The organism is Streptococcus thalassemiae (assembly GCF_903645285.1).
Classification (GTDB): domain Bacteria; phylum Bacillota; class Bacilli; order Lactobacillales; family Streptococcaceae; genus Streptococcus; species Streptococcus thalassemiae.
On record NZ_CAHJXN010000004.1, the window covers coordinates 393,461 to 420,123 of the forward strand.

Sequence of the window (26,663 nt, forward strand, 5' to 3'; positions counted from 1 at the left end):
TTTTCTATTCTTCTAGCTATCAAAGTCACTGAGATACTCATAGCGTTCGTATTTTTCAAGGAGTGCTTCGTTTTTCTCATCCAGTTCTTTTTGGAGAGTAGCCAGCTTACCAAAGTCAGAGCCGTTGGCCTGCATTTCCTCTTCAATAGCAGCGATACGGTTTTCCAAGGCTTCAATATCGCCTTCAATGCTTGCCCACTCCTGCTTTTCTTGATAGGTCATGCGTTTCTTGTCTTCACGGACTTTGACGACTTTTTCCTTTTCGGCCTTTTGCACTTGATTGGCCATCTCTGTTTCAAAGGCTTTTTCATCAAGATAGTCGGTGTAATGACCAAAGAATGGACGAATCTTACCATCCTCAAAGGCCAGAATCTTGGTCGCTACCTTATCCAAGAAATAACGGTCGTGACTAACTGTCAAGACAGGCCCTGCAAAGCCTTGCAAGAAATTCTCCAAGACTGTCAAGGTTGCAATATCCAAGTCATTGGTTGGCTCGTCCAAAAGGAGAACATTTGGTTTTTCCAAGAGCAGTTTGAGGAGATAAAGACGTTTTTTCTCTCCCCCAGACAATTTCTCAATCAAGGTTCCATGCGTCGAACGTGGGAAGAGGAACTGCTCCAGCAACTCTGCAATCGAAGTCGTAGAACCACCGCTGGTCTTGACTTCTTCTGCTACTTCCTGCAGGTAATTGATCACTCGCTTGCTCTCATCCAAGCCCTCAATTTGCTGAGAGAAATAGGCGATGCGAACAGTTTCCCCTATCACAACTTGACCTGCTGTCGGCTCAAGACTTCCTGCAATCAAGTTGAGGAGGGTTGATTTTCCAACACCGTTGTCCCCAACAATTCCAATACGATCTTTAGCCTGCACCAAGAGATTAAAATCTTGCAAAATAGGCTTGTTTTCATAGGCAAAGGAAACATCCTGAAACTCGATGACTTTCTTCCCAATCCGACTGGTTTCAAAGTTCATGGTCAAGTCTGTTTCAGCAACGCCACCTGAAACTTCTTTCTTCAAATCGTGGAAACGATTGATACGAGCCTGCTGCTTGGTCGCACGCGCCTGCGGTTGTCTACGCATCCAGGCCAATTCTTGCTTATAAAGTTGTTCCTTTTTGTGGAGAAGAGCCGCATCGCGCTCATCCTGTTCCGCCTTGAGGCGAACATAGTCCTGATAATTGCCCTGATACTCGGTCAAGCCTGCTCGATCCAACTCGAAAATACGTGTTGACAAAGCGTCTAGGAAATAACGGTCGTGGGTGATAAAGAGAACTGTCTTCTTAGAATTTTTCAAAAAGAGGGTCAGCCACTCGATGGTCGCAATGTCCAGATGGTTGGTCGGCTCATCCAAAAGCAAGAGGTCGTGATTACCAAGAAGAACTTGCGCCAACTGGACCCGTCTTCTTAGACCACCTGACAATTCCCCAACAGGAGTAGATAAGTCCTGAATCCCCAGCTTGCTGAGAACAGTCTTGACCTGACTCTCGATTTCCCAAGCTTGGAGAGAGTCCATTTCAGCCATGACCCGTTCCAAACGAGCCTGCTTGTCCTCACTGTAGTTGAGCATGATCAACTCATACTCACGAATGAGCTGGATTTCCTTGAGGTCGCTGGAAAGAACCGTATCCAAGACCGTCTTGCTATCATCAAAATCAGGATCTTGAGTCAAATAACCAATCTGGTAATCATTTTTAGCTGAAAAAGGACTGACATCCCCATCAAAGCCAGAAACACCAGAAAGGACATCCAAAAGGGTGGTCTTCCCCGTTCCATTGACACCAATCAGACCAATTCTGTCTAGGTCATGGATAATAAAGGAAATATCCTTAAAAACGGTCTTATCACCGACGGATTTATTTAGTTTTTCAACGATAAAATCACTCATTTTTTCTCCCTCAGATAAGCATGGATGGCTTGACGGTCATTTTCCAATTCTCCATCGACAATGGCATATTTAATCTCTGTTAAAATCTCTCCCAAATCTGGACCTGGTTGATAACCATATTCCTTGATCAAAATACTACCGTTGATTTGGATTTCTTTCTTATCATGAATGGTCAAACTCTGGTAGGTTTCTGTAATCACTTGTGGATTAACTTCTTTTCCTTGAGCCTGACGAAGATTTTCAGCCTGTAAAAGTAAATCCAAGTCAAAGCGATAACAATCGCGCTTGCTCAATTCTCCCTTTTCACGCAGAGCCAAAATAGTCAGCAAATCCTGAACTTGCTTGGCAAACTGGCGTGATGTCTTCCAAGCTTTCAAAAAGGACTGCGCATTTTCAATCTCCAGAGCCCACAGTAGAGCCGCCCAAGCTTGTTCAGAGGATTCAAAGGTGAAATCAGTCCCCAACTCAAACAATCTGTTGAGCTTGTCTTGGCTAGATGCCATATCAGGGAGATAGTCATAAGCTTGACTCTCAATCATGGAAGCCAAGCCCCTTCTCCAAAATGGAGCCAGCAAGAGTTTATCAAACTCAACAAAAGTACGCTCTACAGAAATTTTCTCCAAAAGGGGCGTCAAGGTCTTCATAGCTTTAAACGTTTCTGGCTCAAGTTCGAAGCCAAGACTAGCCTGAAAACGGAAACCACGCATAATCCGCAGAGCATCTTCGTTGAAACGTTCACTAGGCTCCCCAACTGCTCGCAAAACTTGATTTTCTAAATCTTCTAACCCATGGAACAAGTCAATGATTTCCCCTGTCTCGTCCAAGGCAAAGGCGTTGACTGTAAAATCACGGCGCTTGAGGTCTTCTTCTAGCGAGCGCACAAAGGAAACAGCACTGGGTCTTCGATAGTCCACATAGACATCTTCTGTCCGAAAGGTGGTTACCTCATACTCCTCATCCCCATCTAAAACCAAGACAGTTCCATGCTCGATTCCGATATCGGCTGTTCGCGGAAAAATCTGCTTGGTCTCTTCTGGATAAGAAGACGTCGCAATGTCCACATCGTGGATGGGACGATTGAGAAGGGCATCTCGAACAGAACCCCCAACAAAATAGGCTTCAAAGCCTGCTTCTTTAATTTTTTCTAATACTGGTAAAGCCTTCTGAAATTCAGAAGGCATTTGCGTTAATCTCATAATAAGTGTTCTAATCCATAGACAAGCTCATGACGCTTGACAACTTCTTTAATTCCCAAATTCACCCCTGTCATGAAGGAGCTGCGATCATAGGAGTCATGACGGAGAGTCAATCCTTCTCCCTGATTGCCAAAGATGACTTCCTGATGTGCTACCAAGCCTGGTAAACGAACTGAGTGAATCCGCATGCCATCAAAGTCAGCACCACGGGCACCTGCAATCAATTCTTCTTCATCAGGCGCACCTTGCTGAATAGACGCTCGAACTTCCGCCATCAACTCAGCTGTTTTAATGGCTGTTCCACTCGGAGCATCCTTTTTCTTGTCATGATGGAGCTCGATAATCTCCACATTTGGGAAATATTTGGCAGCCTGCTTTGCAAATTGCATGAGTAAAACAGCACCCAAGGCGAAATTTGGAGCTATCAAACCACCCAAATCTTGGGAACGGGAAAATGATTTTAGCTCTGCAATTTCTTCACTTGTGAAACCAGTCGTTCCAACTACTGGAGCAAAGCCATTTTCAAGAGCAAAACGTGTATTTTCATAGGCAACAGCTGGTGTAGTAAAATCTACCCAGACATCCGCTTCAAAGCCTGCTAAATCAGCCTTATCCTTGAAAACAGGAATACCCTGCCATTCTGACTCAGACTCAAAGGGATCCAAAACTGCTACCAAGTCCAAGTCTGGATCAGCCAAGACCATCTGACAAGCAGCTTGGCCCATCTTTCCCTTAAAACCAGCAATAATTACTCGAATACTCATCTCTACTCCTGTCTAAGATACAAAGCCTGTAGGAACACAAAGTGAAAATAGGAGTTTTGATCAAGAAGTGTCTACTCCTTGGAAAATCTATCTTTTTCACACAGGGTTCCAGGCGTGTTCAACTGCTAACTTCTTAACTAGTCTAAAAGTGCCAACTAAATCACTGGAATATAACCTAAAGCAATACTTCCTGCACCTAGGTGTGTTCCAATGACACTACCAAATGTAGCAAGTGAAATATCCGAACCCACTCCAGATTCTAGCAAGTGCTGGCGCAATTCCTCAGCCTTTTCGGGAGCATTCCCGTGAATGACAATGATACGGTATTGGCCTGAAGCTGTTGTTTCCTTGATAATCTCAATTAAGCGCTTGGTTGCTTTCTTTTCAGTACGAACTTTTTCGTAAACCTCAATCACACCTTGGTCGTTGAAATAAAGGATCGGTTTAATGCTTAGCAGATTGCCCAAAATGGCAGCCCCATTTGAAAGGCGCCCACCTTTTACCAAATGATCTAAATCATCTACCATGATAAAAGCTGACGTACGGCTGATTTGAATGGCTAGCTTTTCCTGAATGATAGCAAAATCATCGCCCTGGTCACTCCAATTAAAGACGCTTTCAACCATGATACCCAGAGGAGCACTTGTAATCAAAGTGTCTGGAAAAGCAATGGTTAAGCCCTCATATTCATCTATCATATACTGGATATTTTGGTAAAAACCTGAAATTCCAGAAGATAGGAAAAGTCCCAAGGCATGTGTATAACCTTGTTCTTTGAGCGAAGTTAAGATTTCATCTAACTTGGCAATACTTGGTTGACTAGTCTTAGGCAGTTCAGAAGCCTGAGCCATTTTTTGGTAAAATTCCTCAGCAGTCAGATTGATGCCTTCGACATACTCCTCACCATCAATATTGACAGGAATATCCAAGACAAATAAATCTTCTCTTTGCAAGGTCTCTGCACTGAGATAGGCAGAGGAATCTGTGATAACAGCTAATTTCATATTAGAACTCCAAATTGATTCCTGGTAAGTCTAATGCAATTTCAGTTACTTCGTAAGTCAAACGGTTGAGCATATTCAAACATGGACGAGCCAAAGTTTCCACTTCTTCTTGGCTCAATTCACTTGGTTCATTGACAATACGGCCATCGATGTGGTTTACCTGTGAAATGGTTCCACTGATGACAAACTTATCAAATACAATCATAAAGGTCAAGATGACAATCAAGGAAGTCACTTGATTTTCTTGATCATGTTGGAGCAATTGGAAGTTCACATCCACCTTAGTTTCAGGAGCTCCATTTTCATTTTCCCATTCAAAATTACGCGCATCAAAATGATACTGACTAACAAATTCTTGTTCACGTTTAAGATTCATGTCTTTCTCCCTCGGCTACAATATTATAAGCTATTGTACCATAATTTTTTATTTTCATCTAGTTTTCTCGGATTTAGTCAATCCCGATTTCAGCTCGAACTACGTCTGCGATGGTATCAACATAGTAGTCTACTTCTTCTGTTGTAGGCGCTTCTGCCATGACACGCAAGAGGGGCTCTGTTCCACTTGGGCGTACTAGGATACGGCCATTCCCTGCCATTTCTTCTTCCATCTTCTCGATGATAGCCTTGATAGCTGGCACTTCCATAGCCTTTTCCTTCATGGCATTTTCCACTCGGATATTGACTAATTTTTGTGGATAAATGGTTACTTCTGCTGCCAACTCTGACAAGCTCTTACCAGTTTCCTTCATGATTTTTGTCAATTGGACAGCAGATAATTGACCATCACCAGTGGTATTGTAGTCCATCAAGATGATGTGACCAGACTGTTCACCACCAAGGTTGTAGCCTGATTTTCTCATTTCTTCAACAACGTAACGATCGCCAACTGCAGTTACTGCCTTGTTAATACCTTCACGGTCCAAGGCCTTGTGGAAACCAAGGTTGGACATCACAGTTGTCACAATTGTATTTTGGGCCAATTGTCCTTTTTCAGAAAGGTATTTCCCAATGATGTACATGATTTTGTCACCATCAACAATCTCACCATTTTCATCAACAGCAATCAAACGGTCACTGTCTCCGTCAAAGGCCAAACCGATAGCTGAGTCACTTTCTTTGACCACTTCTTGAAGGGCTTCTGGGTGGGTTGAACCAACATTAAGGTTGATGTTAAGACCATCTGGTGTTTCCCCGATAACTGTTAATTGAGCACCAAGATCTGCAAAAATTTGACGGGCACTTGTAGAAGCTGCACCATTGGCTGTATCCAAGGCAACCTTCATTCCTTCAAGAGGAGTTCCAGTTGAAACAAGGTATCCTTCATACTTACGCAAGCCTTCTGGATAATCTACCAAGGTTCCTAAGCCTTCTGCACTTGGACGAGGAAGAGTATCTTCCGCAGCATCTAGCAAGGCTTCAATTTCTGCTTCTTTTTCATCATCTAGTTTGAAGCCATCACCGCCAAAGAACTTGATTCCATTATCAAGGGCTGGGTTGTGACTAGCAGAAATCATGACACCGGCACTTGCTCCCTCAGTTTTAACCAAGTAAGCTACTGCTGGTGTTGCCAAAACGCCTAGTTTGTATACGTGAATTCCTACAGATAGAAGACCTGCCACCAAGGCAGATTCTAGCATTTCCCCTGAAATACGTGTGTCACGTCCTACAAAGACTTTCGGTGCTTCCGTTTCATGTTGACTGAGAACATAGCCTCCAAAACGTCCTAGTTTAAAGGCTAATTCCGGAGTAAGTTCTACATTAGCTTCTCCACGGACTCCATCAGTCCCAAAATATTTACCCATTTTTATAAAATCCTTTTTCTATTTTTAATTCGTTTTTGAACTAGTTGCTTTCGTTGACGAAGATGTCTCCGATGAACTGCTTGTAGTTGAATTTGATGTACTTGAACTTGGTGCTACTGGTTTTGTAGTCACCTTCATTATTGTATCAAAGGGAGTGATAACTGCCGGTAAGACAACACCATTGCGGTCAATTGCCTGCAAAGGTACTGAACCACTGTAATTACCTGTTATGCGTTCGCTAGTTGGCAAGACAGCGATAATCTTATCAATTCTATCCAATGTCTCTTGGTCACTCGTAATCGACACTTCTTCATCTGACACCGTGACATTTTCAATCTGTACCCGACTATCAATTTGACTAGGGTCAATCTCTGGTACAACCTTTACCTTATTCTTTTGAGCCTTCTTACCAATCTTGACTGTAATTTTTTGCGGAGTCGCCACAGCGGTCAGCCCATTGGGTAAATCTTCAATGCTCAAAGGAACCTCAATCGTTCCAACACTGGCATCTGTTAGGTCAGCAGTAACCTTGAATTTACGTGTGCTTTCTTGCATTTCACTAGCTAGCGATAGGCGATTTGCACCAGTCAAGACCACTGATACTTCTGAAGCAAAACCGCTAATAAAATACTCATCACTATTATAGCGTATGTCAATAGGGACATTTGTTACTGTATTCGTATAGGTTTCCGTTTTTACCTGCCTAGCACTGGTACTGTTTTGAAAATTCGTCGCCGTAGCATAGACAAATAAGACACAAGCAAAAAAGAGTGAGGATATAATATATAAACTATTTTTTCTCATGTTTCCATCCTCCTAGCAATCGTTCTTTAAAACTAAGACCTGCTTCCTCTTTTGGAAGTAAGATTTCACGTAATTCTGTTTCAAATTCATCAAGTGTTAGGTTGTGCTTAAAGCTTCCATTATAGGTTATCGAAATTCCTCCCGTTTCCTCTGATACGACAAAAGTCAAGGCATCTGAGACTTCTGATAAACCGATAGCCGCCCGGTGTCTGGTCCCAAATTCCTTGGAAATTCCTGTACTTTCTGTCAAGGGCAGATAGGCAGACGTCACAGCGATACGTTCTTCTCTGATAATCACCGCACCATCATGTAGGGGAGTGTTGGGAATAAAAATGTTAATGAGAAGTTCTGCAGAAATCTTAGCATCCAAGGGAATTCCTGTCGAAATATACTCCTGCAAGGTACGTACACGCTGAATAGCAACCAAGGCACCGATTTTACGAGGACTCATGTATTCAACAGACTTAACAAAGGCACGAATCATCTGTTCCTCAGCACTAATAGGGGCATTGGAAAAGAAATCTGTCGCTCTTCCCAAACGTTCCAAACCAGTCCGAATCTCTGGAGAGAAGATAACAACCGCCGCAATAACCCCATAAGTAATAATTTGATTGATCAACCAAGAAATCGTAGTCAAGCCAATCATATTTGCAAGGATTTGAGCTAAAATAAACACCAAAACTCCACGTACCAAAATCATAATCTTGGTTCCTGCAATAGCTTTTGTAAAATGGTATAAAATATAAGCAACAATCAAAATATCAATCAGATTGATAGCTATCGTCCATGGACTTGCAAACAAACTGGTCCAATATTGCAGATTGGATAATTGTTGAAAATTCATCCCTGATATCCTCCCTATCAAAACACTTTCGTCCTATTATACCATTTTCTGGCATTTTTTTCCCTATCCTAGTTCATTTTACATTGAGCAAAAATATGATACAATAAACTGACTAGAAAAAACAAAGGAGAAACTATGTCTCAACTCTATGATATTACCATTGTAGGTGGTGGTCCTGTCGGGCTTTTTGCAGCCTTCTATGCCCACCTACGCCAAGCCAAGGTCCAAATCATCGACTCTCTTCCCCAGCTAGGTGGACAACCTGCTATTCTCTACCCTGAAAAGGAAATCCTAGACGTACCAGGTTTCCCAAACCTGACTGGAGAAGAGTTGACTAACCGCTTGATTGAACAGCTAAATGGATTTGATACCCCTATCCATCTCAATGAAACGGTGCTTGAAATTGAAAAACAAGAAGAAGGCTTTGCCATTACCACTTCTAAAGGAAGTCACCTGACTAAAACAGTTATCATCGCAATGGGTGGCGGTGCCTTCAAACCACGTCCGCTGGAACTTGAAGGGGTTGAGGGATATGAAAATATCCACTACCACGTTTCTAACATTCAGCAATACGCTGGTAAGAAAGTGACGATTCTTGGTGGGGGAGACTCAGCTGTTGATTGGGCTTTGGCTTTTGAAAAAATTGCACCAACTACCCTTGTTCACCGCAGAGATAATTTCCGTGCCTTGGAGCACAGTGTTCAAGCCTTGCAAGAATCATCTGTAAGCATTAAAACACCATTCATCCCTAGCCAACTCCTTGGAGATGGAAAAACGCTTGATAAACTTGAAATCACAAAAGTTAAATCTGATGAAACCGAAACGATTGACCTAGACCACCTTTTTGTTAACTATGGTTTCAAATCTTCTGTCGGTAACCTCAAAAGCTGGGGGCTCGACCTCAACCGCCACAAGATTATCGTCAACAGCAAACAGGAATCCAGCCAAGCAGGTATCTATGCTATCGGTGACTGCTGCTACTATGACGGAAAAATTGACTTGATTGCGACAGGTCTCGGAGAAGCTCCAACTGCTGTCAATAATGCTATCAACTACATAGACCCTGAACAAAAAGTACAACCAAAACACTCTACTAGTTTATAAAAAAGAACCACGAGTCACATAGGATTCGTGGTTTTATAATTCATCAGCTATCTTGTTAGCTCATATTTCCCCCTTCTTTAACAAAAATAAAAATGCCTATCAAACTGATAAAACATGTGATATAATAGGGACGGCACTAACAATACGCCTTGGAAAAGGAGGTATTACAGATGCTAGAACTTCTCAGAATAGTACTTATCGCAGTCATCGAGAGTATCATCTCATGGCTGGTGACTCGTTGGTTAGACGATCACTTCGACAAGTAACCTTCATGGTTAGTGCTATCTAACCCAGAAAAAATCCCCTCGGTATTGCAGTACCGAGGGGATTTCTGTTAGCACTAAAATGCTAGAACTTCTCAATTCCCCTTTATTATCTCACATGCTCTATTCAATTGTCAAGAAACAGGTTAATATTTTGTAAACTAGCGACATCAGGCTGTTAGAAAAATGGAATCAACCAATCATACTGATAATTCAAGGGCTTGTTTTATATCTTTATAACTCATCAGCTAATTTATTTATCTTTCTGAGTCTATGATTGACACCACTTTTGGTCAGGGGAGTGCTGAGGCTATCTGCTAACTGCTGGATAGAGTAGTCTGGGTGCTGAATCCGCAACTGCGCTACTTCCTGCAAATCCACTGGCAGATTTTCTAAGCCCATGATATCTTTAATTTTGCTGATATTGTTGATAGTCTTCATGCTGGCAGAAACTGTCCGAGCTATATTAGCTGTCTCGGCATTATTTGCCCGATTGAGATCATTACGGGTTTCTCGCAAAATCTTAATCCGCTCAAAATCATCACGCGCCTGCATGGCCCCAATCACTATCAAGAAGTCCATAATGTCTTCGGCACGCTGGAGATAGGTCACAGCCCCCTTCTTACGCTCAAGCACCTTAGCATCCAGTAAAAACTGCTGGAGAAGGGAGGCAAGCCCTTGCGCATGGTCCAGATAGACAGAACTAATTTCCAACTGGTACTTACCCGATTCAGGGTCACGAATACTTCCATTTGCCAAGAAAGCGCCACAGAGATAGGAACGACCTGCTTCCTCGTCTGATAAAATCGCCTCATCAATATCTGTTTCCAGGCCAAAGAAAGAGTCGGCTAAGTGTAAATCACTCAACAAGTCCTGCACCTTTTCATCTGTAAAAACGGTATAGACCCGATTCTTACGAAGATTACTTCTCTGGTGGTGTCGGATTTCCGATTTGATTTCATAAAAATGGAGAAAGGACTCATAGAGGTGCCGAGCCAGCTTGGCATTTTCTGTCACGACAGACAAGGTTAGGCCCGAAGTCGAGAGACCGATGCTACCGGACATCTTGATAATGGCTGATAGTTCATGTCGACTGAGATGGTGTTGACCTAGGATTTCTTCTTTTACTGCTACTGTGAAACTCATTTTCTCACCTGTATAATGCGCATCAACTCGTCCACGATCAAATCTCCATCGTGAAAGGCGCCCCCATTTTCCAGACGAAGGAAGTTGGATGAAATCACACGCGGAACTTGCTTACAAAGACCAGCAAAATCATGTTCCACCTGGACCAAGTATTCATCAAAGCGATTGGAATTCATGTATTCCTGAGGCACTTTTTCAATATTCACCAAGACAGTGTCGATAAAAGGGCGACCAAGGTGACGATGCAAGACTTCCACATGGTCACTATCTGTAAAGTGTTCCGTCTCCCCACGTTGGGTCATGATATTGCAGACATAGGCGATTTCTGCCTTGGTTTCCAAAAGCGCCTGCCCGATTTCCTTAATCACGATATTAGGTAAAATAGAGGTAAAGAGAGAGCCAGGCCCTAGGACAATCATGTCACTTTCAAGAATGGTCTGCACTACTCGACGGCTGGCCAGAGGCGTATCATCGTTGAGGGTATTGGTCACATAGACATGGTCAATCATGCCCGGATGGTCTGCAATATGACTCTCTCCAGCCACTTCTGTCCCATCCTGAAAGACTGCATGCAAGGTCAAGGGATGGTCACTGGAAGGATAAATCTTCCCAGTGGTATGGAAAAATTTGCTCAATAACTGCATGGCATTATAGGTCGAACCCTGCATTTCTGACAGGCCAGCGATAATGAGATTTCCCAATGGATGGCCAGCAAAGGCTCCGGCATCCTCAGAAAAGCGATACTGAAAGACCTTCTCATAGAACTTAGGCATATCCGACATGGCCACAAGGACATTGCGAAGATCACCTGGCGGTGTCAATTGCTGCATATTTTTTCGGAGTTCACCTGATGAACCACCATCATCCGCCACAGTTACGATAGCAGCGATTTCCACATCTTTTTCCCGCAGACTTTTAAGAATGACGGGTATCCCAGTCCCTCCACCAATCACCGTTATCTTTGGTTTTCTCATGAACGGTTTACCGTTTCCTTTCTTCGGTCTTTATCGCGATGCCCTTCATTAACAGGCCAATTCTTGGATAAGTCCTGCGCCAAGCGTTTAGCAAAGGCCACACTACGGTGTTGTCCACCCGTACATCCCATGGCAATGGTCAAAACGGACTTCCCTTCCTTTTGGTAACTTGGCAAAATCGGTTCAATCAAGGCCAACAAATGTTGATAAAAGTCTTCGGACTCTGGATGGTTCATGACATAGTGATACACTGGTTCATCTACACCCGTTTGGTTTCTCAGTTCTGGTAGGTAGTAGGGATTGGGCAAGAATCGGACATCAAAGACCAAATCTGCATCAATCGGGATTCCATATTTAAAGCCGAAAGACATGACTTCGATACGGAAAGACTGGGCTTGCTCTTGATCTGAAAACTGCTCTGCAAGGGTTTTACGCAGCTCACGCGGAGTGAGTTCAGTTGTATCCACCACATTTTGGCTCATATTTTTCAAAGGTGCCAAGAGTTCACGTTCCAGCTTGATTCCATCCAAAATCCGTCCATCTGCTGCTAGTGGGTGACTCCGTCTGGTTTCCTTGTAACGAGCGACCAATTCCTTATCGGCTGCATCCAAAAAGAGGATTTTGAAATCCAAATCATCTTGATTTTCCAACTCATCCAAAACAGCTTGAATCTCCGAGAAGAAAGAACGGCTACGCATATCCACTACTAAAGCCAACTTATGGTCGTCTTCCTTTGTTTCCACCAGCTGCAAAAACTTAGGCAAGAGAGCTGGCGGCATATTATCAATAGTAAAATAACCCAAATCTTCGAAGGACTGAATAGCAACTGTTTTTCCTGCACCACTCATTCCTGTCACAATCACCAAGTGAAGTTGTTTCTTTGTCATCTTTTTCTCCTTATATCAAAAGAAGTTTGGCAACACCAAACTTCAACTAGCTTATCCAATCTCTGCGATGACTTCAATTTCGACTTTTACATCACGAGGAAGACGAGCTACCTCCACAGCTGAACGAGCTGGAAATTCCTCTTTAAAGGCCGTTTGGTAAACCTCATTAAAAGGAACAAAGTCGTTCATATCGCTCAAGAAGCAAGTTGTTTTGACAACATGGTCAAAGTCTATTCCTGCTTCTGCCAAAATAGCACCAATGTTTTTCAAGACTTGTTCTGTCTGTTCTTGAATCGTTTCTCCAACGATTTCTCCAGTTTCAGGAGATAGGGGAACTTGACCACTAGCAAACAGAAGATTGCCAACGATTTTTCCTTGAACATATGGTCCGATAGCCTTTGGAGCTTTGTCTGTATGAATTGTTTTTGCCATTTTCTTTTCCTCACAATTTTTCTAAGATTGCATCCCAAGCCTCATCCATCCCTGCCTTGCTGACAGATGAAAAGAGAATAAAGTCGTCACTTGGGTCAAAGTTTAATTTCTTTTTGATTGCTGATTCGTGCTTGTTCCATTTACCACGAGGAATCTTGTCTGCTTTAGTCGCAACGATAATAACCGGAATCTCATAATACTTGAGAAATTCGTACATCTGCACATCATCTGCTGACGGGTCATGACGAAGGTCAACTAGACTGACTACCGCACGGAGATTTTCTCGAGTCGTTAGGTACTCCTCAATCATGCGCCCCCACTTTTCACGTTCCTTTTTGGAAACACGGGCATAGCCATAGCCAGGAACATCCACAAAGCGCATCTTGTCGTCAATGTTAAAGAAGTTGAGCAGCTGAGTTTTCCCAGGTTTCCCTGACGTACGAGCCAGATTCTTACGGTTCAGCATGGTATTGATAAAGCTGGATTTACCAACATTTGAACGCCCTGCTAGGGCAATCTCTGGTAGTTCATCCTGCGGATAGTGGGACTTATTAGCCGCACTGAGCAAGATTTCAGCATTGTGTGTATTGATTTCCATAGTCACCTCTAGGCTGTTTCTAGGATTGGTTTATCCGTTCCATCGACAGCTTCTTTTGTGATGCGAACCAATTTCACATTTTCCTGACTCGGTACTTCAAACATGACATCTAGCATGGTTTCTTCTATGATGGAGCGAAGTCCACGCGCCCCTGTCTTCCGTTCTATGGCTTTATTAGCAATTTCTTGAAGGGCTTCGTCATCAAATTCTAATTCAACATCATCATAAGAAAGCAAGGTTTGGTATTGTTTGACCAAGGCATTTCTTGGCTCTTTCAAGATGCGAACCAAGTCATCGACCGTCAATTGCTCAAGAGCAGCAAAGACTGGCAAGCGTCCAATCAACTCAGGGATAATCCCGAATTTTTGAATATCTTCTGCGATGATTTCTTGCATGTAAGAGCTATTTTCATCAATCGCCTTGTTATTTTGACCAAAGCCGATAACCTTTTCACCCAGACGTTGTTTGACAATTTCTTCAATACCATCAAAGGCACCACCCACGATGAAGAGAATGTTCTTGGTATCCACTTGAATCATCTCTTGTTGCGGATGTTTGCGTCCGCCTTGAGGCGGTACGCTGGCAACAGTTCCCTCGATAATCTTGAGAAGGGCTTGTTGCACCCCTTCACCAGAAACATCACGTGTGATAGACACGTTCTCACTCTTCTTGGCGATCTTGTCAATTTCATCCACGTAGATAATGCCACGCTCTGCACGCTCGATATTAAAGTCAGCGGCCTGCAGGAGTTTGAGGAGGATATTTTCCACGTCCTCACCTACATAACCAGCCTCCGTCAGAGCTGTTGCATCCGCAATCGCAAAAGGCACATTTAGGCTCTTAGCCAAGGTCTGGGCAAGGAAAGTTTTCCCTGAACCAGTTGGCCCAATCATCAAAATGTTTGACTTCTGCAAATCCACATCTTCTGACTCTTCACGCGTATCGTGGAAATTGATGCGTTTGTAGTGGTTGTATACTGCTACTGCTAAAGCACGTTTGGCACGATCTTGACCGATTACATAGTGGTTCAAGATATGGAGGAGTTCAATTGGTTTTGGCACCTCAGACAAGTCTGCCAAGACTTCCTCAACCAATTCTTCTCGAATGATTTCTTGAGCTAACTCCACGCATTCATTACAAATAAAAGCATTGTTGCCAGCGATTATTTTTTGTACTTCTTCTTGGTTTTTGCCACAAAATGAGCAATAAACCATCATATCATTTTTTCTATTTGTAGACATGATTTCCTTCCATTCTATACTGTCATTCTATCTAAAATAAGGTCATGTAAAAGGCATGAATACTATTGACCAGATTGGTAAAGGCATTTAACCAAAGGAGGATAGAAAGCCCGTAACGCTTTTTACGAAAAGCCTGTGCTCCTGCCAGAAGGCAGATGAAACACAGAAAAGCCGTGAATAAACCAAATAAACTCCGTTCCATTAGACTTCCTTTCTCTTGCGGTATTGGATGGTAAAATCATAAGGATTTTTCTCATCTTTGGCGTAAAATTTGCTTGAAACTGTCTCAAAAAGAGATAAGTCAAACTCCTCAGGAAAATAGGTATCTCCCTCCACCCGAGCATGAATGTGAGTGACAATCACTTCATCCAAATAGGACTCAAAAGCCTGAAAAATCTGCTTCCCACCGAGAATGTAGAGATTCTTTTCTTGAGTCTGATACCAGTCGAGAACAGACTGGACGTCCTGAAAAGTAGCAACCCCATCTATCTTTTCTTCCGGATTACGCGTCAAAATCAGGGTCTCCCGTTGTGGAAGCAAGCGACGCCCCATTCCATCAAAGGTTACCCGCCCCATCAAGATAGCATGATTCAGAGTTGTTTCTTTAAAGTGTTGTAGTTCTGCTGGCAAATGCCAAGGCAGACGATTGTCCTTACCAATCACACCCTCTTCATCCTGGGCCCAAATAGCTACGATTTTCTTAGTCATGCTTCCATCCTTTTCACTGATAGTACTATTTTATCAAAAAACTCAAAAAAAGACTGGTTTGGAATAGCTTACAAAATAGAAAAAATCTGTAAGAAATTTCCTACAGATTTATCTATGTTGTCTTGTTTCTTACAAACCAGGTGCTTGTCCAAGTTCTGCGGCAAGCATCCAAACTGTTTTCTCAAGTTCAGCCTTAGCACCAACAAAAATATCGTTTGTAACATCATCGCCTTCTTCGTCAGTCACATCCAACGCTTTTTGGAAAAGAGTGATGAGGTAGCGATAAATAGCTAGAACACGTTCCAAGCTTTCTTCAACATTACGGTATTCACCAGCTTCTTCTTCGATTTCACTGTTTTGAAGGAACTCTGTCAAAGTAGAGAATGGGCTTCCACCAAGTGTGATCAAGCGTTCGCTGATTTCATCTAAATGACCATCAAGAGCATCCATGTACTCATCCATTTTTGGATGCCATACCATAAAGCCGCGTCCACGCATGTACCAGTGCACTTGATGAAGAGCAATATGCGCTACATACAAATCTGCTACTGCTTGATTCAAAACTTCCTTTGTTTTTGCCAATGCTACTGGCGCTGCTTTTGTTAATGTTGCGACATCTTTTGCTGCTTCTTTTTTCAATTCTACCATTTTATTTTACCTCATTCATTATTTTTATGTAACCACTTCTTAATGATTACTACCTTAGTATACTACTAAGGAAAGATAATAGCAAGCCAAATGACCCACATGAGAAAAGTTGCAATAGACTGATAATTTAAGAATTCTTTAGAAGACGAAAAAGAGGTCTGGATGCTTATAGTCCATGGAAATCCATCAGCAAACTAGGAAGCCAAACCCATCTTGACCAAAGCACAAGTTTTGAGGTCGCAGGTAGAACTGAGCACGCTGATGTGGTTTGAAGAAATTCCCCAAGACTATAATAGATTGAAATAAGAGGGAACCAAGTCGATTAGGAAAGACAAATGAATTTCTAAAAATGTTTTAGCAACCGCAATGTCCTGGTCTATATTCAATCTATAGTAAAATGAAATAAGAATAAGACGAATTGATTAGGATAGTCAAATCAATTTCTAACAATGTTTTAGAAGTCAAGGTGTACTATTCTAACTTCAATATACTATATAAACATAAACTTCATTTCCGAGCAAGTTCTTGAATTTACTCGAGGATAAACTATCATAAAACAAAGAAAAAGAGGGTGCTAGTATCACATCCCTCTTTCAAATCATCGCTTAATACCAAACGCTGACATCTACGCGCCCTTGGATTCCTTTCATGTATTCAGAAGAGGTATATTGCCAACCTTTTTCTCCTGAATAATGAGGGTTTTCCCATTCTAAAGCATTGGTATAGGCCGCTACCCAGTTTACATGTTTTAAAATATCTGGGTGTTTTAAACGCGTCTGTAATAAACTACGATAGCTATAGACATACACATTTTGATAACCCGCCTGCTTCATTGTTGCCATATATTTGTTGATAATCTTGACCCAGGTTCCAGTATCACTTGGAGCCCTCTTGGTCTTATTGCCATATTCCCAGTTCTCAACATCGTAGTAGATAGGGTAAGACAAGTTCATCTTGTATTTTTTCAAGAGTTCAATGGTTTGATTAGCATCATTCTCAGCATCGGTCTCATTTTCAGCATAAGTATAAAGGTAAACACCGTAAGGAATTCCAAGACGGTTTAACTCCTTAATATTATGAGCCAATTCCTTGTCCTCAGTTCCACTATAGCCCAAACGAACAATGACACCATCTACTTCATTTTCATCAATAACCTTTTTCCAATCATTGATACGACCATTGTGCTCACTAATATCAATGACTTTCTTAGCATGTTCGGTTCCCACTTGCTCTTCTCTATTATTAAAGAAATAGCGTTTACCATCTCTGTGAACCCAGCCGACATTTAAATCTTTCTTTTCTTTGAGCTCACCAGAGGCCGCAAAGATATAGCGAGCACCATCCATAATCACTTCGTCAGTCGCCATGGCACCACTTCCAGTCAAATAGTAGTTGCCTTGCCACTCATTCCGAGCCATATAGCCCCACTTCTTGAAATAGTACCATTTGCCACCCACTTTTTGCCACTCTTGGTTGGCATAAGTTCCATCGGATTTTAGATAAAAATAAGCAGAATAAGCCGGATCATAAAGCCATTCATTTTGCATCATGGCACCTTGACCATTCAAGAAATAACTTCCTTGCCATTGGCTTTTAGCCATGTAACCCCACTCCTTGAAGTAATACCACTTATTTCCAATCAATTGCCATTCTTGATGAGCATAAGCCCCATCTGACTTGAGATAAAACCAACTCTTGTAATTATTATCATAAAGCCACTCGTTTTGGGCCATATAGCCACCTGATTTCAGGTAGTAATTTCCATGCCATTCATTCTGCGCGTAACGACCATCTGACTTAATATAAAACCAAGCCTTATAGTAGTTGTCAAAAATCCATTCACTTTGTGCTTTAGAACCATCAGCCTTTACATAATAATCCCCATCCCAGTGGGCAGAGACACTGTTTCTCTGTTCATTGCTACTAGTTGATGAAGTCCCTGTTGATAGACTAGATTTTTCTGAAACTGTGCTTCCACTTGTTTCATCTGCCGCAATTCCTGAAACTCTTGCGCCAAGTAAGCAGAGACTTGCTAGCCCTATACATACAATTTTTGTTTTCAATCTTTCCTCTCCTATAAAAAATGGAACAGGCACCTGAATGCTGTTCCACCTAGCTTTTGCTACTGATTATTTTACAAAGTCAAGCAAAGCCAAGAAGCTTTCAGCTTCAAGTGACGCACCACCTACAAGGGCACCGTCAACGTCTGGACAAGCCATGTATGAAGCAACGTTCTCAGGTTTAACAGAACCACCGTATTGAACACGAACTTTGTCCGCAACTTCTTGACCGAAGTCAGCAGCTACAACGTCACGAACAACTTTACACATTTTTTGTGCATCGTCTTGTGAAGCTGATTTACCAGTACCGATAGCCCAGATTGGCTCATAAGCGATAACTGATGCAGCAACTTGTTCAGCAGTCAATCCAGCCAGTGCAGCAGATACTTGAGCACCTACGAATTCAGCAGCTTTACCAGCTTCGTAAGTTTCAAGTGACTCACCACAACAGATGATTGGAAGCATACCGTTTGCAAAGATTGCTTTTGCTTTTTTGTTGATATCTTCGTCAGTTTCATGGAAGTAGTCACGGCGTTCTGAGTGACCGATAACAACGTAGTCAGTACCGATTTCTTTCAAAACTTGTGGGCTAGTTTCACCAGTGAAAGCACCTGCATTTTCAAAATAGCAGTTTTGAGCAGCAACTTTAAGGTTTGAACCTTTTGCAGCAGCAAGAACAGTTGTCAAATCAAGAGCTGGAGCAGCGATACCTGCTTCAACAAGATCTGATGAAGGAAGTTTTGATGCAACTGCTTCAACGAATGCTTTAGCTTCTTCTGGATTTTTGTTCATTTTCCAGTTACCAGCGATAAATGGTTTACGTGACATTTCACATACCTCTTTTTTCAATTTATTTTCTATTTATTTTATCACAATTAAACACAGCTTGCAAATCTTACTCGAATTTCAAGCCTGCTGCCAACGATTAATCCTTCCAGAGATCCATGGCATTTCTGAAATCTGCAGATACCTGTGTCAACTGAGGATTGCTTGCTTCTCTTTCTGCCCGCTTAGCCTCAATTTGAGCCACACTTTTGATACCTTCATGGCGCCAGTTTCTCAAAATCGCCTGAATGTACTTCCAGTTTGCTTTTCCATTTAAAACAGCTTCACGAAGAGCTTCCTTAATCAAGTCAGCACTGGTTTCATCTTCCTTTAGTGTCTTGGTCAAATCCTCAATCTCAAAAGGTGTCAACAAGCGTCCCAACTCCTGTTGGAAGGTTTCTACCAAATCTTTGAGCTGATTTTGAGGTGTCAACTGGTCTGAACTCGAATGAGTGACTCCAAGCAAATCATCCAAACGTTCCAAAGTCAAACTAGCATCAAAAAGCAATTCGATTTCACCATTTAATTCGATAGTACGGTACTGAAGCAGTCCCCTCTCCGTCAGATTAGAGATGGACTGGTTGACATCCGAAATTTCCTTTCCAATCCTTTCAGCAATCTGGCTGGGCGACATTTCTTCCAAACCTGTCGTATTTTGCAAATAGAAAAATTGCCAGACCAGAAAATCATCGCTGGAAGGAAAGAGTTCCTTAAAATGCAAGAGCAGGGTACTCGGTAAAACCAAGTTCCCTGATTTAAAAGCGTCTAAATATGTCATAATTCCTCTTATAAATACCCAAATGCGGATGCATCATCTTCTATTTTTCTCCAGTCAAAAGGCGTCTCCTGATAGACCGCATAGTTCACCCAGTTACTGAAAAAGAGGGCTGCCGATGAAGACCAACAAAGACAAGGCGTCTGATTAACATCATCATCCTTAAAATAATTTTCTGGAATATGAGGAGCTAAACCTGCATCACAATCTCTGAAATACTCTTTTGCCAAGGTATCACGGTCATATTCCAAATGCCCAAAACTATAAATTTCACGCAAATCCCGACTAGCCAAAATCGAAACCCCAACCTGAGGTCCCTCTGATAAAATCTCGAGATTGGTCTTATTCAGAATCTCTTCCTTAGAAATCTCCGTATGCCGAGAATGAGGGGATACATAGCTATCATCAAAGCCTCTAAAGAGAAGGTGCCCTTCTTTTAAAGTATCCTGAGGATAAATACCTGATAGCTTACTGTCCATCTGGTATTTTTCTACACCATAGCGCAGATAAAGCCCAGCCTGAGCCCCCCAACAGATATGAAGGGTCGAATAGACATGGGTCTTGGACCACTCAAGCACCTGGCTAAATTCCTCCCAATAGTCCACTTCCTCAAATGGTAAATGCTCAACTGGAGCACCCGTGATAATCATGCCATCAAAATACTCATCCTTAACTTCAGGAAAAGTTTTATAAAAGGTCTCCATGTGCTCTGAACGAGTTGTCTTAGAACGATGGCTTTCCATATAGAGAAAATCAATATCCAGTTGCAAGGGCGTATTGGCCAAATGGCGCAACAGCTGGGTTTCTGTGACCATTTTCTGTGGCATGAGATTTAAGATTAAAATCTTCAAAGGACGGATATCTTGGTGGGCCGCACGTTGATCATCCATGACAAAGATATTCTCTGTCCGTAAAATCTCAACAGCTGGCAATTTTTTATCAATTCGAATCGGCATAACCCTCTCCTAACTGTATTCTTTCAGGAATCATTGCATATGTTTGAAGCCAAATCTCAAACACCTAGTCCTTTTATTATACTGCAAGAAGATATAGTTTTCAATTATAGTTTTTCTCTAACTAGCTATAGTCTATTTTTATATCCTAATGTAGAGAAAACAGCCCTAGGGACTGTTTTTCATTAATAATGCATCAAAACTTTGTAATCGTAGTCACCGATTTTTTCACGACCGTTCAATTCATCCAATTCAACAAGGAAGGCACAACCCGCTACAACACCACCAAGTTTTTCAATCATTTCGATAGTTGCCTTAACAGTTCCACCTGTTGCCAAGAGGTCATCTACGATCAGAACACGTTGACCTGGCTTGATGGCATCAGCATGCATAGTCAAGGTATCAACACCGTACTCTTTTTCATAGTCAGCAGAAATGACTTCGCGTGGTAATTTTCCTGGCTTACGAACAGGAGCAAAACCAATTCCCAACTCAAAGGCAACTGGACAGCCCACGATAAATCCACGAGCCTCAGGCCCTACGATCATGTCGATTTTCTTGTCAGTAGCATACTGAACGATTTCACGAACAGCATAGCTATAAGCATTTCCATCAGCCATCAAAGGACTGATATCACGAAAAGTAATCCCTTCCTTCGGATAATTTTCAATTGTTGCAATGTAATCTTTTAAATTCATCTTTTTCTTTCTTTCAAAGTTTTTTACTCCCTATTATACCATATTTTCTAGTAAAGAAGAAAGAGAAAACAATATTTCATCTGCTAATCACCCTATAAGCCAAACAAGATGACCATTTTTATTCAAGGAGTATCACAAGATAGATGCATAATATGACTTCCCTAACAAAAAGGAGAGAAGCATTTTGTTTCTCTCCCTAGATTAACTGATATCTCTCCACTACAATTGATAAAGAGATATCTTTTCTTGTAGTGCTTTGAATTTTATTTATTTTAATAGACTGTTTTTTCAGTTTCTACATCAAAGAAGTGTGCTTTGTTCAAGTCAAATCCAAGCTCAACTGTTGCACCTGTCTGCAAGTAGTCACGAGCATCAACTTTAGCAACAAATTCGTCTTTACCAACTTGGCAGTAAAGGTGAGATTCTGAACCAAGCAGTTCTGATACAGAGATAGTCGCTTTTACAACACAGTCTGGGAATGTTTCAAGGAAAGCAGGTTCTGCATTCACATCTTCTGGACGGATACCGAAAATCAACTCTTTACCTTCGTAGCCTTTTTCGCGAAGAACTTTCAATGCTCCTTCTGGAACTTTCAAACGGAAACCATCAGAAATAATTTCGCTTCCAACCAATTTCACGTTGATGAAGTTCATTGCTGGGCTTCCGATGAATCCTGCTACGAATTTATTAACTGGGTTTTTGTAAACTTCTTGAGGAGTACCGATTTGTTCAACACGTCCGATAGTACCTGTACCAGCAGGGTTCTTAGTTGCTGACATGATAACGATACGGTCTGCAAGTGTCATCGCTTCTGTTTGGTCGTGAGTTACGTAGATAGTTGTAGCTCCGATACGACGGTGGATTTTCGCAATTTCAGCACGCATTGATACACGAAGTTTAGCATCCAAGTTTGACAAAGGTTCGTCCATCAAGAACACTTTTGCATCGCGGACAATTGCACGCCCCATGGCAACACGTTGACGTTGACCACCTGAAAGGTCAGCTGGTTTACGTTCCAAGAATTCTTTCAATCCAAGGATTTCAGCTGCTTCTTGCACACGTTTATCGATATCTTCCTTGCTGTATTTACGCAATTTCAAACCGAAAGCCATGTTATCGTAAACAGTCATGTGTGGGTAAAGAGCGTAGTTTTGGAATACCATGGCGATGTCGCGGTCTTTTGGAGCTACGTCGTTGACAACCACGCCATCAATAGATGCAGTACCTTCTGTGATGTCTTCAAGACCAGCAATCATACGAAGAGTTGTTGATTTACCACATCCTGAAGGTCCTACGAAAACGATAAATTCTTTATCTTTGATGTTCAAGTTGAAATCTTCAACTGAATAGTGTTCGCTGTTTGGATATTTTTTGTAAATATTTTTAAGATTTAATTCTACCATGAGGTGAACTCCTTTTGTCTTTTGATAATTATATTATAGATGAAAACGCTTTACATTTCTATGGCAAGATGACCAAAAAAATAAAAAAGTTCTGTGCAACTTGCACAAAACTTTAGAGAAGATCGGAGAATTTGAAAAAGATAATCTTTATTATTCTTCTATGACAAAAGCAGAAACAAAGATTAGCTTTCCCATATTTTCGCTGATTTTCCACTACATTTGACTGGATTCCAATTTTTTAGAGAAATACAAAAGAGCTAGCCTAAGCTAACTCTTATCCTATGCGGAGAGAGGGACTTGAACCCTCACGACCTAAAGCGGTCACAGGATCCTTAGTCCTGCGCGTCTGCCAATTCCGCCATCCCCGCGTCGATTACTTTACTAGTATATCAACTTTTGGGATACTTGTCAACACTTTTTTCAAATTTTTTCATTTCATTAACCAAATTACTCTAAAATTTCATTTAGATTTTCATCTACTAACTTAGCTCCAAGTGTGTTTTTGAAATGACCTAGGGCAAATTGATGATTTTCAGGCCAGATGGAAGCAACAGCTGGTTTAACAATCTCGATGTCATATCCTAGATTATAGGCATCTATAGCTGTATGTAGGACACAGATATCCGTCAAGACACCTGTTAAGATAACGGTAGAAATTCGACGCTCTCTCAAACGGATATCCAGGTCAGTCCCTGAAAAAGCTGAGTAATGGCGTTTATCCATCCAAAAGACACGACTGTCTGAACCATGCTCTTGATAAAAGGTCCCCAAATCTCCATATAAATTCCGTCCGCTCGTCCCAATCAGATTATGAGGAGGGAATAGTTTACTTTCTGGATGGAAACAATCATTTTCCTCGTGCGCATCAATGTTAAAGAAGATGTAATCTCCGCGTTCAAAAGCTAACCGAGTCACCTTGCTAATGGCATCCGAAATAGCCTGAGCTGGAGCCCCTGCTGTCAATTTACCACTATCAGCAACAAAATCTTCCGTATAGTCAATCGAAATCAAAGCCTTAGTCATTAGTAATCTCTTTTCTTCACTTCTTCAAAAATATCTGAAATCAAGACCTTAAGATAGGTTCCCTTCATTCCAAGCGAGCGACTTTCAATAATCCCAGCGGACTCAAGTTTACGAAGGGCATTGACAATCACAGAGCGGGTAATTCCAATACGGTCTGCAATTACAGACGCAGTTAACTGCCCTTCATTTCCATTTAATTCTCCTAAAATTGCTGAAACAGCACGGAGTTCGGAGTAAGAAAGGGTATTAACCGCCATGGTAACAGCAGTACGGCGACGGATATTTTTCTCATCTTCTTCACGCTGGAAGTTAAGAAGCTGAATCCCAACAACGGTACTGGCAATCTCAACAAGGATCAAGTCTTCATCTTCGAATTTCTTATCATTACGCCAAATAATCAAAGAACCAAGACGAATCCCCGATACATGAATCGGTGCAATAGTCGTCAAGCCATCTGGAAAATCGTCTCTACTCTCAACAGGGAAAATACTCATATCATGCTCAACAGGCAAGTTTGCTTCTGTTTCGTAAATCATATTAGCCCCTTGAACGTAGTCATCTGGGAAGATCTTAGTTTGGAAGAATTGCTCTACGCGATCTGTATTTGTTTTATAACGCATAAAATAGCCAAGCAGACGTCCCTTACTATTGATAATGCAGGCATTGCAATGAATAATATCCGCTAACTGACGCGTAATAGCGTTGTAAGGCAGCTCATCCTGCAACTGCTCCTCTGAGCGCTTCAAAATTGATGTAATTTTTCTTGTTTTTTCTAATAAATGTGCCATTTTTCACCTCGAATTTAATCGCTATCATTATAACATAAAAACGTCTCTTTTTCAATAATTATCTGAAAATTCCTTATTGACTTGCAATTTTTAAAAACAAGAATATTTTTAATTAAATTTTCCCTTTTCTATTGACAAGCTGCCTATTTTTGTGTATCATAACATTATAAAAAGATAATACAACAATTTTATTTATCTTTTTTCACATTCGGTCTCCTTATATAACAAAAGCGATTCATTTTGAACCGCTTTTTCTTATTTATCGCCCTTGTTACGAATAACAAAGCCTGTTTTCTTTTCGCTTGAAGTATTGCGTGGTTTTTTATTATCCTTACGGTAACGTTTTTCCTTATCAAAACGATCATTGCCACGACTTCCTTTTTTGAAATCATCACGGCGACCACCACGACGGTTGTCTCCTCTGCGATTATCACGACGGTCATCTCCACGACGACCTCCCTTAGCTTTACCACCGAAGCCATTACCTGATGGTTTAAATGGCAGTGGTTTTTCACGCGCAATCTCCACTTCAGGAAGACTATCTGGGTCTTGAACAGTCAGACTCAAGATATACATAGCCAATTCTTCTGGAGTAAATTCGGCAGCTAGCTTACGAGCATCCTTACCAAATTTCTCAAAGTTAGCACGGATAGTCTCATCTGCAAAATCACGTTCAATTTTCTTGAGAGCTACGTGTTTTTTTGCTTGGAAGGCTTCTTCTGCACTTGCAGGCTTGAGACCTTTCATGCGTTTCTTAGTCAAGTTTTCAATGATTTGGAGATAGCCCATTTCATTTGGAGCAACAAAAGTAATCGATTGACCTGACTTACCAGCACGACCTGTACGACCGATACGGTGAACATAACTTTCAGGATCTTGTGGAATATCGTAGTTATAGACATGGGTCACACCTGAAATATCCAAGCCACGCGCTGCAACGTCTGTCGCAACCAAAACATCAAGATTGCCATTTTTAAAGTCACGAAGGACACGAAGACGTTTGTTTTGGTCCAAATCACCATGAATTCCTTCTGCACGGAAGCCACGGATTTTCAAACCACGAGTCAATTCATCCACACGACGTTTGGTACGACCAAATACGATAGCAAGCTCAGGTTGCTCCACATCCATGAGACGAGTCATGGTGTCAAATTTTTCTTGTTCCTTGACACGGATATAGTACTGGTCAACCAATTCTGTGGTCAATTCCTTAGCAGCAATCTTGACATGCTCAGGTTCTTTCATAAACTGAACACCGATACGTTTGATGGCATCTGGCATAGTTGCTGAGAAAAGCAAAGTTTGACGGCTTTCAGGGACACGGGAGATAATGGCTTCAATATCTTCAAGAAAGCCCATGTTGAGCATTTCATCCGCTTCGTCAAGGATAAGCGTTTCAATATCTTGTAATTTCAAGGCCTTGCGTTTGATCAAGTCTAAGAGGCGACCAGGAGTTCCCACCACGATATGGGCACCAGATTTAAGAGCCTTAATTTGTTTTTCGATGCTTGATCCACCATATACTGAGCGAACCTTGACTCCCTTACTACGACCAAAGCGGAAGAGTTCCTCTTGACTTTGGACAGCTAGTTCACGAGTTGGAGCGATGACCAAGGCTTGGATAGTCCCTTCTTCTGTACGGATTTTTTCAAGGGTAGGCAAGCCAAAGGCTGCAGTTTTTCCTGTACCAGTCTGAGCTTGACCGATAACGTCCTTGCCTTCCAGGGCCAAGGGAATGGTTTGTTCTTGGATCGGACTGGCTTCTACAAAACCAGCTTTTTCAATCTCTGCTAGCAAATCAGCAGACAAGTTTAATTCATTAAATTTCACGTTTTTCTT

The 26,663-nt window shown here is 41.7% G+C and carries 27 protein-coding genes and 1 tRNA gene; 1 reads left to right on the forward strand and 27 read right to left on the reverse strand.

The window, feature by feature from the left end; all coding sequences use genetic code 11:
* Positions 1–12: 12 nt before the first annotated feature.
* The 8 genes from HWX15_RS09370 to cdaA all read right to left on the reverse strand — a co-directional run bounded on the left by HWX15_RS09370 (position 13) and on the right by cdaA (position 8,298).
* Entirely contained in the window at positions 13–1,884 is a 1,872-nt protein-coding gene (locus tag HWX15_RS09370; RefSeq protein WP_175880966.1) for an ABC-F family ATP-binding cassette domain-containing protein, read from the reverse strand.
* On the reverse strand, positions 1,881–3,080 hold the full coding sequence (locus HWX15_RS09375; protein WP_303048055.1) for a CCA tRNA nucleotidyltransferase: 1,200 nt from the start codon (positions 3,078–3,080) through the stop codon (positions 1,881–1,883). Before HWX15_RS09375 ends, HWX15_RS09370 begins: the two co-directional genes overlap by 4 nt.
* Positions 3,077–3,844, reverse strand: a complete 768-nt coding sequence (gene dapB, locus HWX15_RS09380; protein WP_175880967.1) for a 4-hydroxy-tetrahydrodipicolinate reductase — start codon at positions 3,842–3,844, stop codon at positions 3,077–3,079. Before dapB ends, HWX15_RS09375 begins: the two co-directional genes overlap by 4 nt.
* Before the next feature lie 155 nt (positions 3,845–3,999).
* The gene (locus tag HWX15_RS09385; protein ID WP_175880968.1) at positions 4,000–4,848 is read right to left on the reverse strand and encodes a DegV family protein; all 849 of its coding nucleotides are present in this window, start codon (positions 4,846–4,848) and stop codon (positions 4,000–4,002) included.
* 1 nt (position 4,849) lies between these two features.
* Complete coding sequence (locus HWX15_RS09390; RefSeq protein ID WP_001050087.1) at positions 4,850–5,224, reverse strand: DUF1149 family protein; 375 nt, start codon at positions 5,222–5,224, stop codon at positions 4,850–4,852.
* A gap of 73 nt (positions 5,225–5,297) precedes the next feature.
* On the reverse strand, positions 5,298–6,650 hold the full coding sequence (gene glmM, locus HWX15_RS09395) for a phosphoglucosamine mutase (RefSeq protein WP_175880969.1): 1,353 nt from the start codon (positions 6,648–6,650) through the stop codon (positions 5,298–5,300).
* A 24-nt stretch (positions 6,651–6,674) separates the two neighbouring features.
* On the reverse strand, positions 6,675–7,454 hold the full coding sequence (locus HWX15_RS09400) for a CdaR family protein (protein WP_050153432.1): 780 nt from the start codon (positions 7,452–7,454) through the stop codon (positions 6,675–6,677).
* Positions 7,441–8,298: a diadenylate cyclase CdaA gene (cdaA, locus tag HWX15_RS09405; protein WP_050089436.1), complete on the reverse strand. Its 858-nt coding sequence runs from the start codon at positions 8,296–8,298 to the stop codon at positions 7,441–7,443. The genes HWX15_RS09400 and cdaA overlap by 14 nt, the downstream gene beginning before the upstream one ends.
* 135 nt (positions 8,299–8,433) lie before the next feature.
* On the opposite strand from cdaA, the gene HWX15_RS09410 reads away from it, so the two are divergent.
* A complete protein-coding gene (locus HWX15_RS09410; protein ID WP_175880970.1) occupies positions 8,434–9,402 on the forward strand; it encodes an NAD(P)/FAD-dependent oxidoreductase in 969 nt (322 codons plus the stop codon).
* Positions 9,403–9,899: 497 nt separating this feature from the next.
* Here the strand turns inward: HWX15_RS09410 and whiA are convergent, their stop codons facing one another.
* The 19 genes from whiA to cshA all read right to left on the reverse strand — a co-directional run bounded on the left by whiA (position 9,900) and on the right by cshA (position 26,654).
* Positions 9,900–10,811: a DNA-binding protein WhiA gene (gene whiA, locus HWX15_RS09415; protein ID WP_175880971.1), complete on the reverse strand. Its 912-nt coding sequence runs from the start codon at positions 10,809–10,811 to the stop codon at positions 9,900–9,902.
* On the reverse strand, positions 10,808–11,785 hold the full coding sequence (locus HWX15_RS09420) for a YvcK family protein (RefSeq protein ID WP_001231075.1): 978 nt from the start codon (positions 11,783–11,785) through the stop codon (positions 10,808–10,810). Before HWX15_RS09420 ends, whiA begins: the two co-directional genes overlap by 4 nt.
* Positions 11,782–12,672: an RNase adapter RapZ gene (gene rapZ, locus HWX15_RS09425; RefSeq protein WP_175880972.1), complete on the reverse strand. Its 891-nt coding sequence runs from the start codon at positions 12,670–12,672 to the stop codon at positions 11,782–11,784. Before rapZ ends, HWX15_RS09420 begins: the two co-directional genes overlap by 4 nt.
* A 51-nt stretch (positions 12,673–12,723) precedes the next feature.
* Entirely contained in the window at positions 12,724–13,104 is a 381-nt protein-coding gene (locus HWX15_RS09430) for a RidA family protein (protein ID WP_050294384.1), read from the reverse strand.
* A gap of 10 nt (positions 13,105–13,114) precedes the next feature.
* On the reverse strand, positions 13,115–13,702 hold the full coding sequence (gene yihA, locus HWX15_RS09435; protein ID WP_000405202.1) for a ribosome biogenesis GTP-binding protein YihA/YsxC: 588 nt from the start codon (positions 13,700–13,702) through the stop codon (positions 13,115–13,117).
* A gap of 8 nt (positions 13,703–13,710) precedes the next feature.
* Entirely contained in the window at positions 13,711–14,943 is a 1,233-nt protein-coding gene (gene clpX, locus HWX15_RS09440) for an ATP-dependent Clp protease ATP-binding subunit ClpX (RefSeq protein ID WP_000106341.1), read from the reverse strand.
* A 31-nt stretch (positions 14,944–14,974) separates the two neighbouring features.
* Positions 14,975–15,145 (reverse strand): hypothetical protein, encoded by a 171-nt coding sequence (locus tag HWX15_RS09445; protein ID WP_000442276.1) that lies wholly within the window; start codon positions 15,143–15,145, stop codon positions 14,975–14,977.
* On the reverse strand, positions 15,145–15,651 hold the full coding sequence (locus tag HWX15_RS09450; protein ID WP_175880973.1) for a dihydrofolate reductase: 507 nt from the start codon (positions 15,649–15,651) through the stop codon (positions 15,145–15,147). Before HWX15_RS09450 ends, HWX15_RS09445 begins: the two co-directional genes overlap by 1 nt.
* A gap of 129 nt (positions 15,652–15,780) precedes the next feature.
* On the reverse strand, positions 15,781–16,299 hold the full coding sequence (locus HWX15_RS09455; protein ID WP_000229854.1) for a Dps family protein: 519 nt from the start codon (positions 16,297–16,299) through the stop codon (positions 15,781–15,783).
* Between the two features lie 605 nt (positions 16,300–16,904).
* Complete coding sequence (lytC, locus tag HWX15_RS09460) at positions 16,905–18,395, reverse strand: choline binding-anchored murein hydrolase LytC (RefSeq protein WP_175880974.1); 1,491 nt, start codon at positions 18,393–18,395, stop codon at positions 16,905–16,907.
* A 33-nt stretch (positions 18,396–18,428) separates the two neighbouring features.
* Positions 18,429–19,187: a triose-phosphate isomerase gene (gene tpiA / locus HWX15_RS09465; RefSeq protein ID WP_000087893.1), complete on the reverse strand. Its 759-nt coding sequence runs from the start codon at positions 19,185–19,187 to the stop codon at positions 18,429–18,431.
* A 97-nt stretch (positions 19,188–19,284) separates the two neighbouring features.
* Positions 19,285–19,962, reverse strand: coding sequence for a DnaD domain-containing protein (locus tag HWX15_RS09470; protein ID WP_175880975.1), 678 nt, complete (start codon positions 19,960–19,962; stop codon positions 19,285–19,287).
* Between the two features lie 8 nt (positions 19,963–19,970).
* The gene (gene metA, locus HWX15_RS09475; protein ID WP_175880976.1) at positions 19,971–20,915 is read right to left on the reverse strand and encodes a homoserine O-acetyltransferase MetA; all 945 of its coding nucleotides are present in this window, start codon (positions 20,913–20,915) and stop codon (positions 19,971–19,973) included.
* Between the two features lie 182 nt (positions 20,916–21,097).
* Positions 21,098–21,610 carry an adenine phosphoribosyltransferase gene (locus HWX15_RS09480; protein WP_001049318.1) on the reverse strand — a complete coding sequence of 171 codons (513 nt, stop codon included), beginning with the start codon at positions 21,608–21,610 and terminating at the stop codon, positions 21,098–21,100.
* Positions 21,611–21,882: 272 nt separating this feature from the next.
* A complete protein-coding gene (locus tag HWX15_RS09485) occupies positions 21,883–23,013 on the reverse strand; it encodes an ABC transporter ATP-binding protein (RefSeq protein ID WP_000229957.1) in 1,131 nt (376 codons plus the stop codon).
* A 282-nt stretch (positions 23,014–23,295) separates the two neighbouring features.
* Positions 23,296–23,381: transfer RNA gene (locus HWX15_RS09490), tRNA-Leu, on the reverse strand.
* A gap of 79 nt (positions 23,382–23,460) precedes the next feature.
* Positions 23,461–24,036, reverse strand: coding sequence for a cysteine hydrolase family protein (locus tag HWX15_RS09495; RefSeq protein WP_175880977.1), 576 nt, complete (start codon positions 24,034–24,036; stop codon positions 23,461–23,463).
* Complete coding sequence (gene codY, locus HWX15_RS09500; RefSeq protein ID WP_000940732.1) at positions 24,036–24,824, reverse strand: GTP-sensing pleiotropic transcriptional regulator CodY; 789 nt, start codon at positions 24,822–24,824, stop codon at positions 24,036–24,038. The genes HWX15_RS09495 and codY overlap by 1 nt, the downstream gene beginning before the upstream one ends.
* Positions 24,825–25,079: 255 nt before the next feature.
* Positions 25,080–26,654, reverse strand: coding sequence for a degradosome RNA helicase CshA (gene cshA / locus HWX15_RS09505; protein ID WP_175880978.1), 1,575 nt, complete (start codon positions 26,652–26,654; stop codon positions 25,080–25,082).
* Positions 26,655–26,663: the final 9 nt, after the last annotated feature.

Excerpts from the sequence above, each read along its gene's own strand:
- HWX15_RS09370 (WP_175880966.1), bottom strand. The coding sequence starts at position 1,884 with ATGAGTGATTTTATCGTTGAAAAACTAAATAAATCCGTCGGTGATAAG.
- HWX15_RS09375 (WP_303048055.1), bottom strand. The coding sequence starts at position 3,080 with ATGAGATTAACGCAAATGCCTTCTGAATTTCAGAAGGCTTTACCAGTA.
- dapB (WP_175880967.1), bottom strand. The coding sequence starts at position 3,844 with ATGAGTATTCGAGTAATTATTGCTGGTTTTAAGGGAAAGATGGGCCAA.
- HWX15_RS09385 (WP_175880968.1), bottom strand. The coding sequence starts at position 4,848 with ATGAAATTAGCTGTTATCACAGATTCCTCTGCCTATCTCAGTGCAGAG.
- HWX15_RS09390 (WP_001050087.1), bottom strand. The coding sequence starts at position 5,224 with ATGAATCTTAAACGTGAACAAGAATTTGTTAGTCAGTATCATTTTGAT.
- glmM (WP_175880969.1), bottom strand. The coding sequence starts at position 6,650 with ATGGGTAAATATTTTGGGACTGATGGAGTCCGTGGAGAAGCTAATGTA.
- HWX15_RS09400 (WP_050153432.1), bottom strand. The coding sequence starts at position 7,454 with ATGAGAAAAAATAGTTTATATATTATATCCTCACTCTTTTTTGCTTGT.
- cdaA (WP_050089436.1), bottom strand. The coding sequence starts at position 8,298 with ATGAATTTTCAACAATTATCCAATCTGCAATATTGGACCAGTTTGTTT.
- HWX15_RS09410 (WP_175880970.1), top strand. The coding sequence starts at position 8,434 with ATGTCTCAACTCTATGATATTACCATTGTAGGTGGTGGTCCTGTCGGG.
- whiA (WP_175880971.1), bottom strand. The coding sequence starts at position 10,811 with ATGAGTTTCACAGTAGCAGTAAAAGAAGAAATCCTAGGTCAACACCAT.
- HWX15_RS09420 (WP_001231075.1), bottom strand. The coding sequence starts at position 11,785 with ATGAGAAAACCAAAGATAACGGTGATTGGTGGAGGGACTGGGATACCC.
- rapZ (WP_175880972.1), bottom strand. The coding sequence starts at position 12,672 with ATGACAAAGAAACAACTTCACTTGGTGATTGTGACAGGAATGAGTGGT.
- HWX15_RS09430 (WP_050294384.1), bottom strand. The coding sequence starts at position 13,104 with ATGGCAAAAACAATTCATACAGACAAAGCTCCAAAGGCTATCGGACCA.
- yihA (WP_000405202.1), bottom strand. The coding sequence starts at position 13,702 with ATGGAAATCAATACACACAATGCTGAAATCTTGCTCAGTGCGGCTAAT.
- clpX (WP_000106341.1), bottom strand. The coding sequence starts at position 14,943 with ATGTCTACAAATAGAAAAAATGATATGATGGTTTATTGCTCATTTTGT.
- HWX15_RS09445 (WP_000442276.1), bottom strand. The coding sequence starts at position 15,145 with ATGGAACGGAGTTTATTTGGTTTATTCACGGCTTTTCTGTGTTTCATC.
- HWX15_RS09450 (WP_175880973.1), bottom strand. The coding sequence starts at position 15,651 with ATGACTAAGAAAATCGTAGCTATTTGGGCCCAGGATGAAGAGGGTGTG.
- HWX15_RS09455 (WP_000229854.1), bottom strand. The coding sequence starts at position 16,299 with ATGGTAGAATTGAAAAAAGAAGCAGCAAAAGATGTCGCAACATTAACA.
- tpiA (WP_000087893.1), bottom strand. The coding sequence starts at position 19,187 with ATGTCACGTAAACCATTTATCGCTGGTAACTGGAAAATGAACAAAAAT.
- HWX15_RS09470 (WP_175880975.1), bottom strand. The coding sequence starts at position 19,962 with ATGACATATTTAGACGCTTTTAAATCAGGGAACTTGGTTTTACCGAGT.
- metA (WP_175880976.1), bottom strand. The coding sequence starts at position 20,915 with ATGCCGATTCGAATTGATAAAAAATTGCCAGCTGTTGAGATTTTACGG.
- HWX15_RS09480 (WP_001049318.1), bottom strand. The coding sequence starts at position 21,610 with ATGAATTTAAAAGATTACATTGCAACAATTGAAAATTATCCGAAGGAA.
- HWX15_RS09485 (WP_000229957.1), bottom strand. The coding sequence starts at position 23,013 with ATGGTAGAATTAAATCTTAAAAATATTTACAAAAAATATCCAAACAGC.
- HWX15_RS09495 (WP_175880977.1), bottom strand. The coding sequence starts at position 24,036 with ATGACTAAGGCTTTGATTTCGATTGACTATACGGAAGATTTTGTTGCT.
- codY (WP_000940732.1), bottom strand. The coding sequence starts at position 24,824 with ATGGCACATTTATTAGAAAAAACAAGAAAAATTACATCAATTTTGAAG.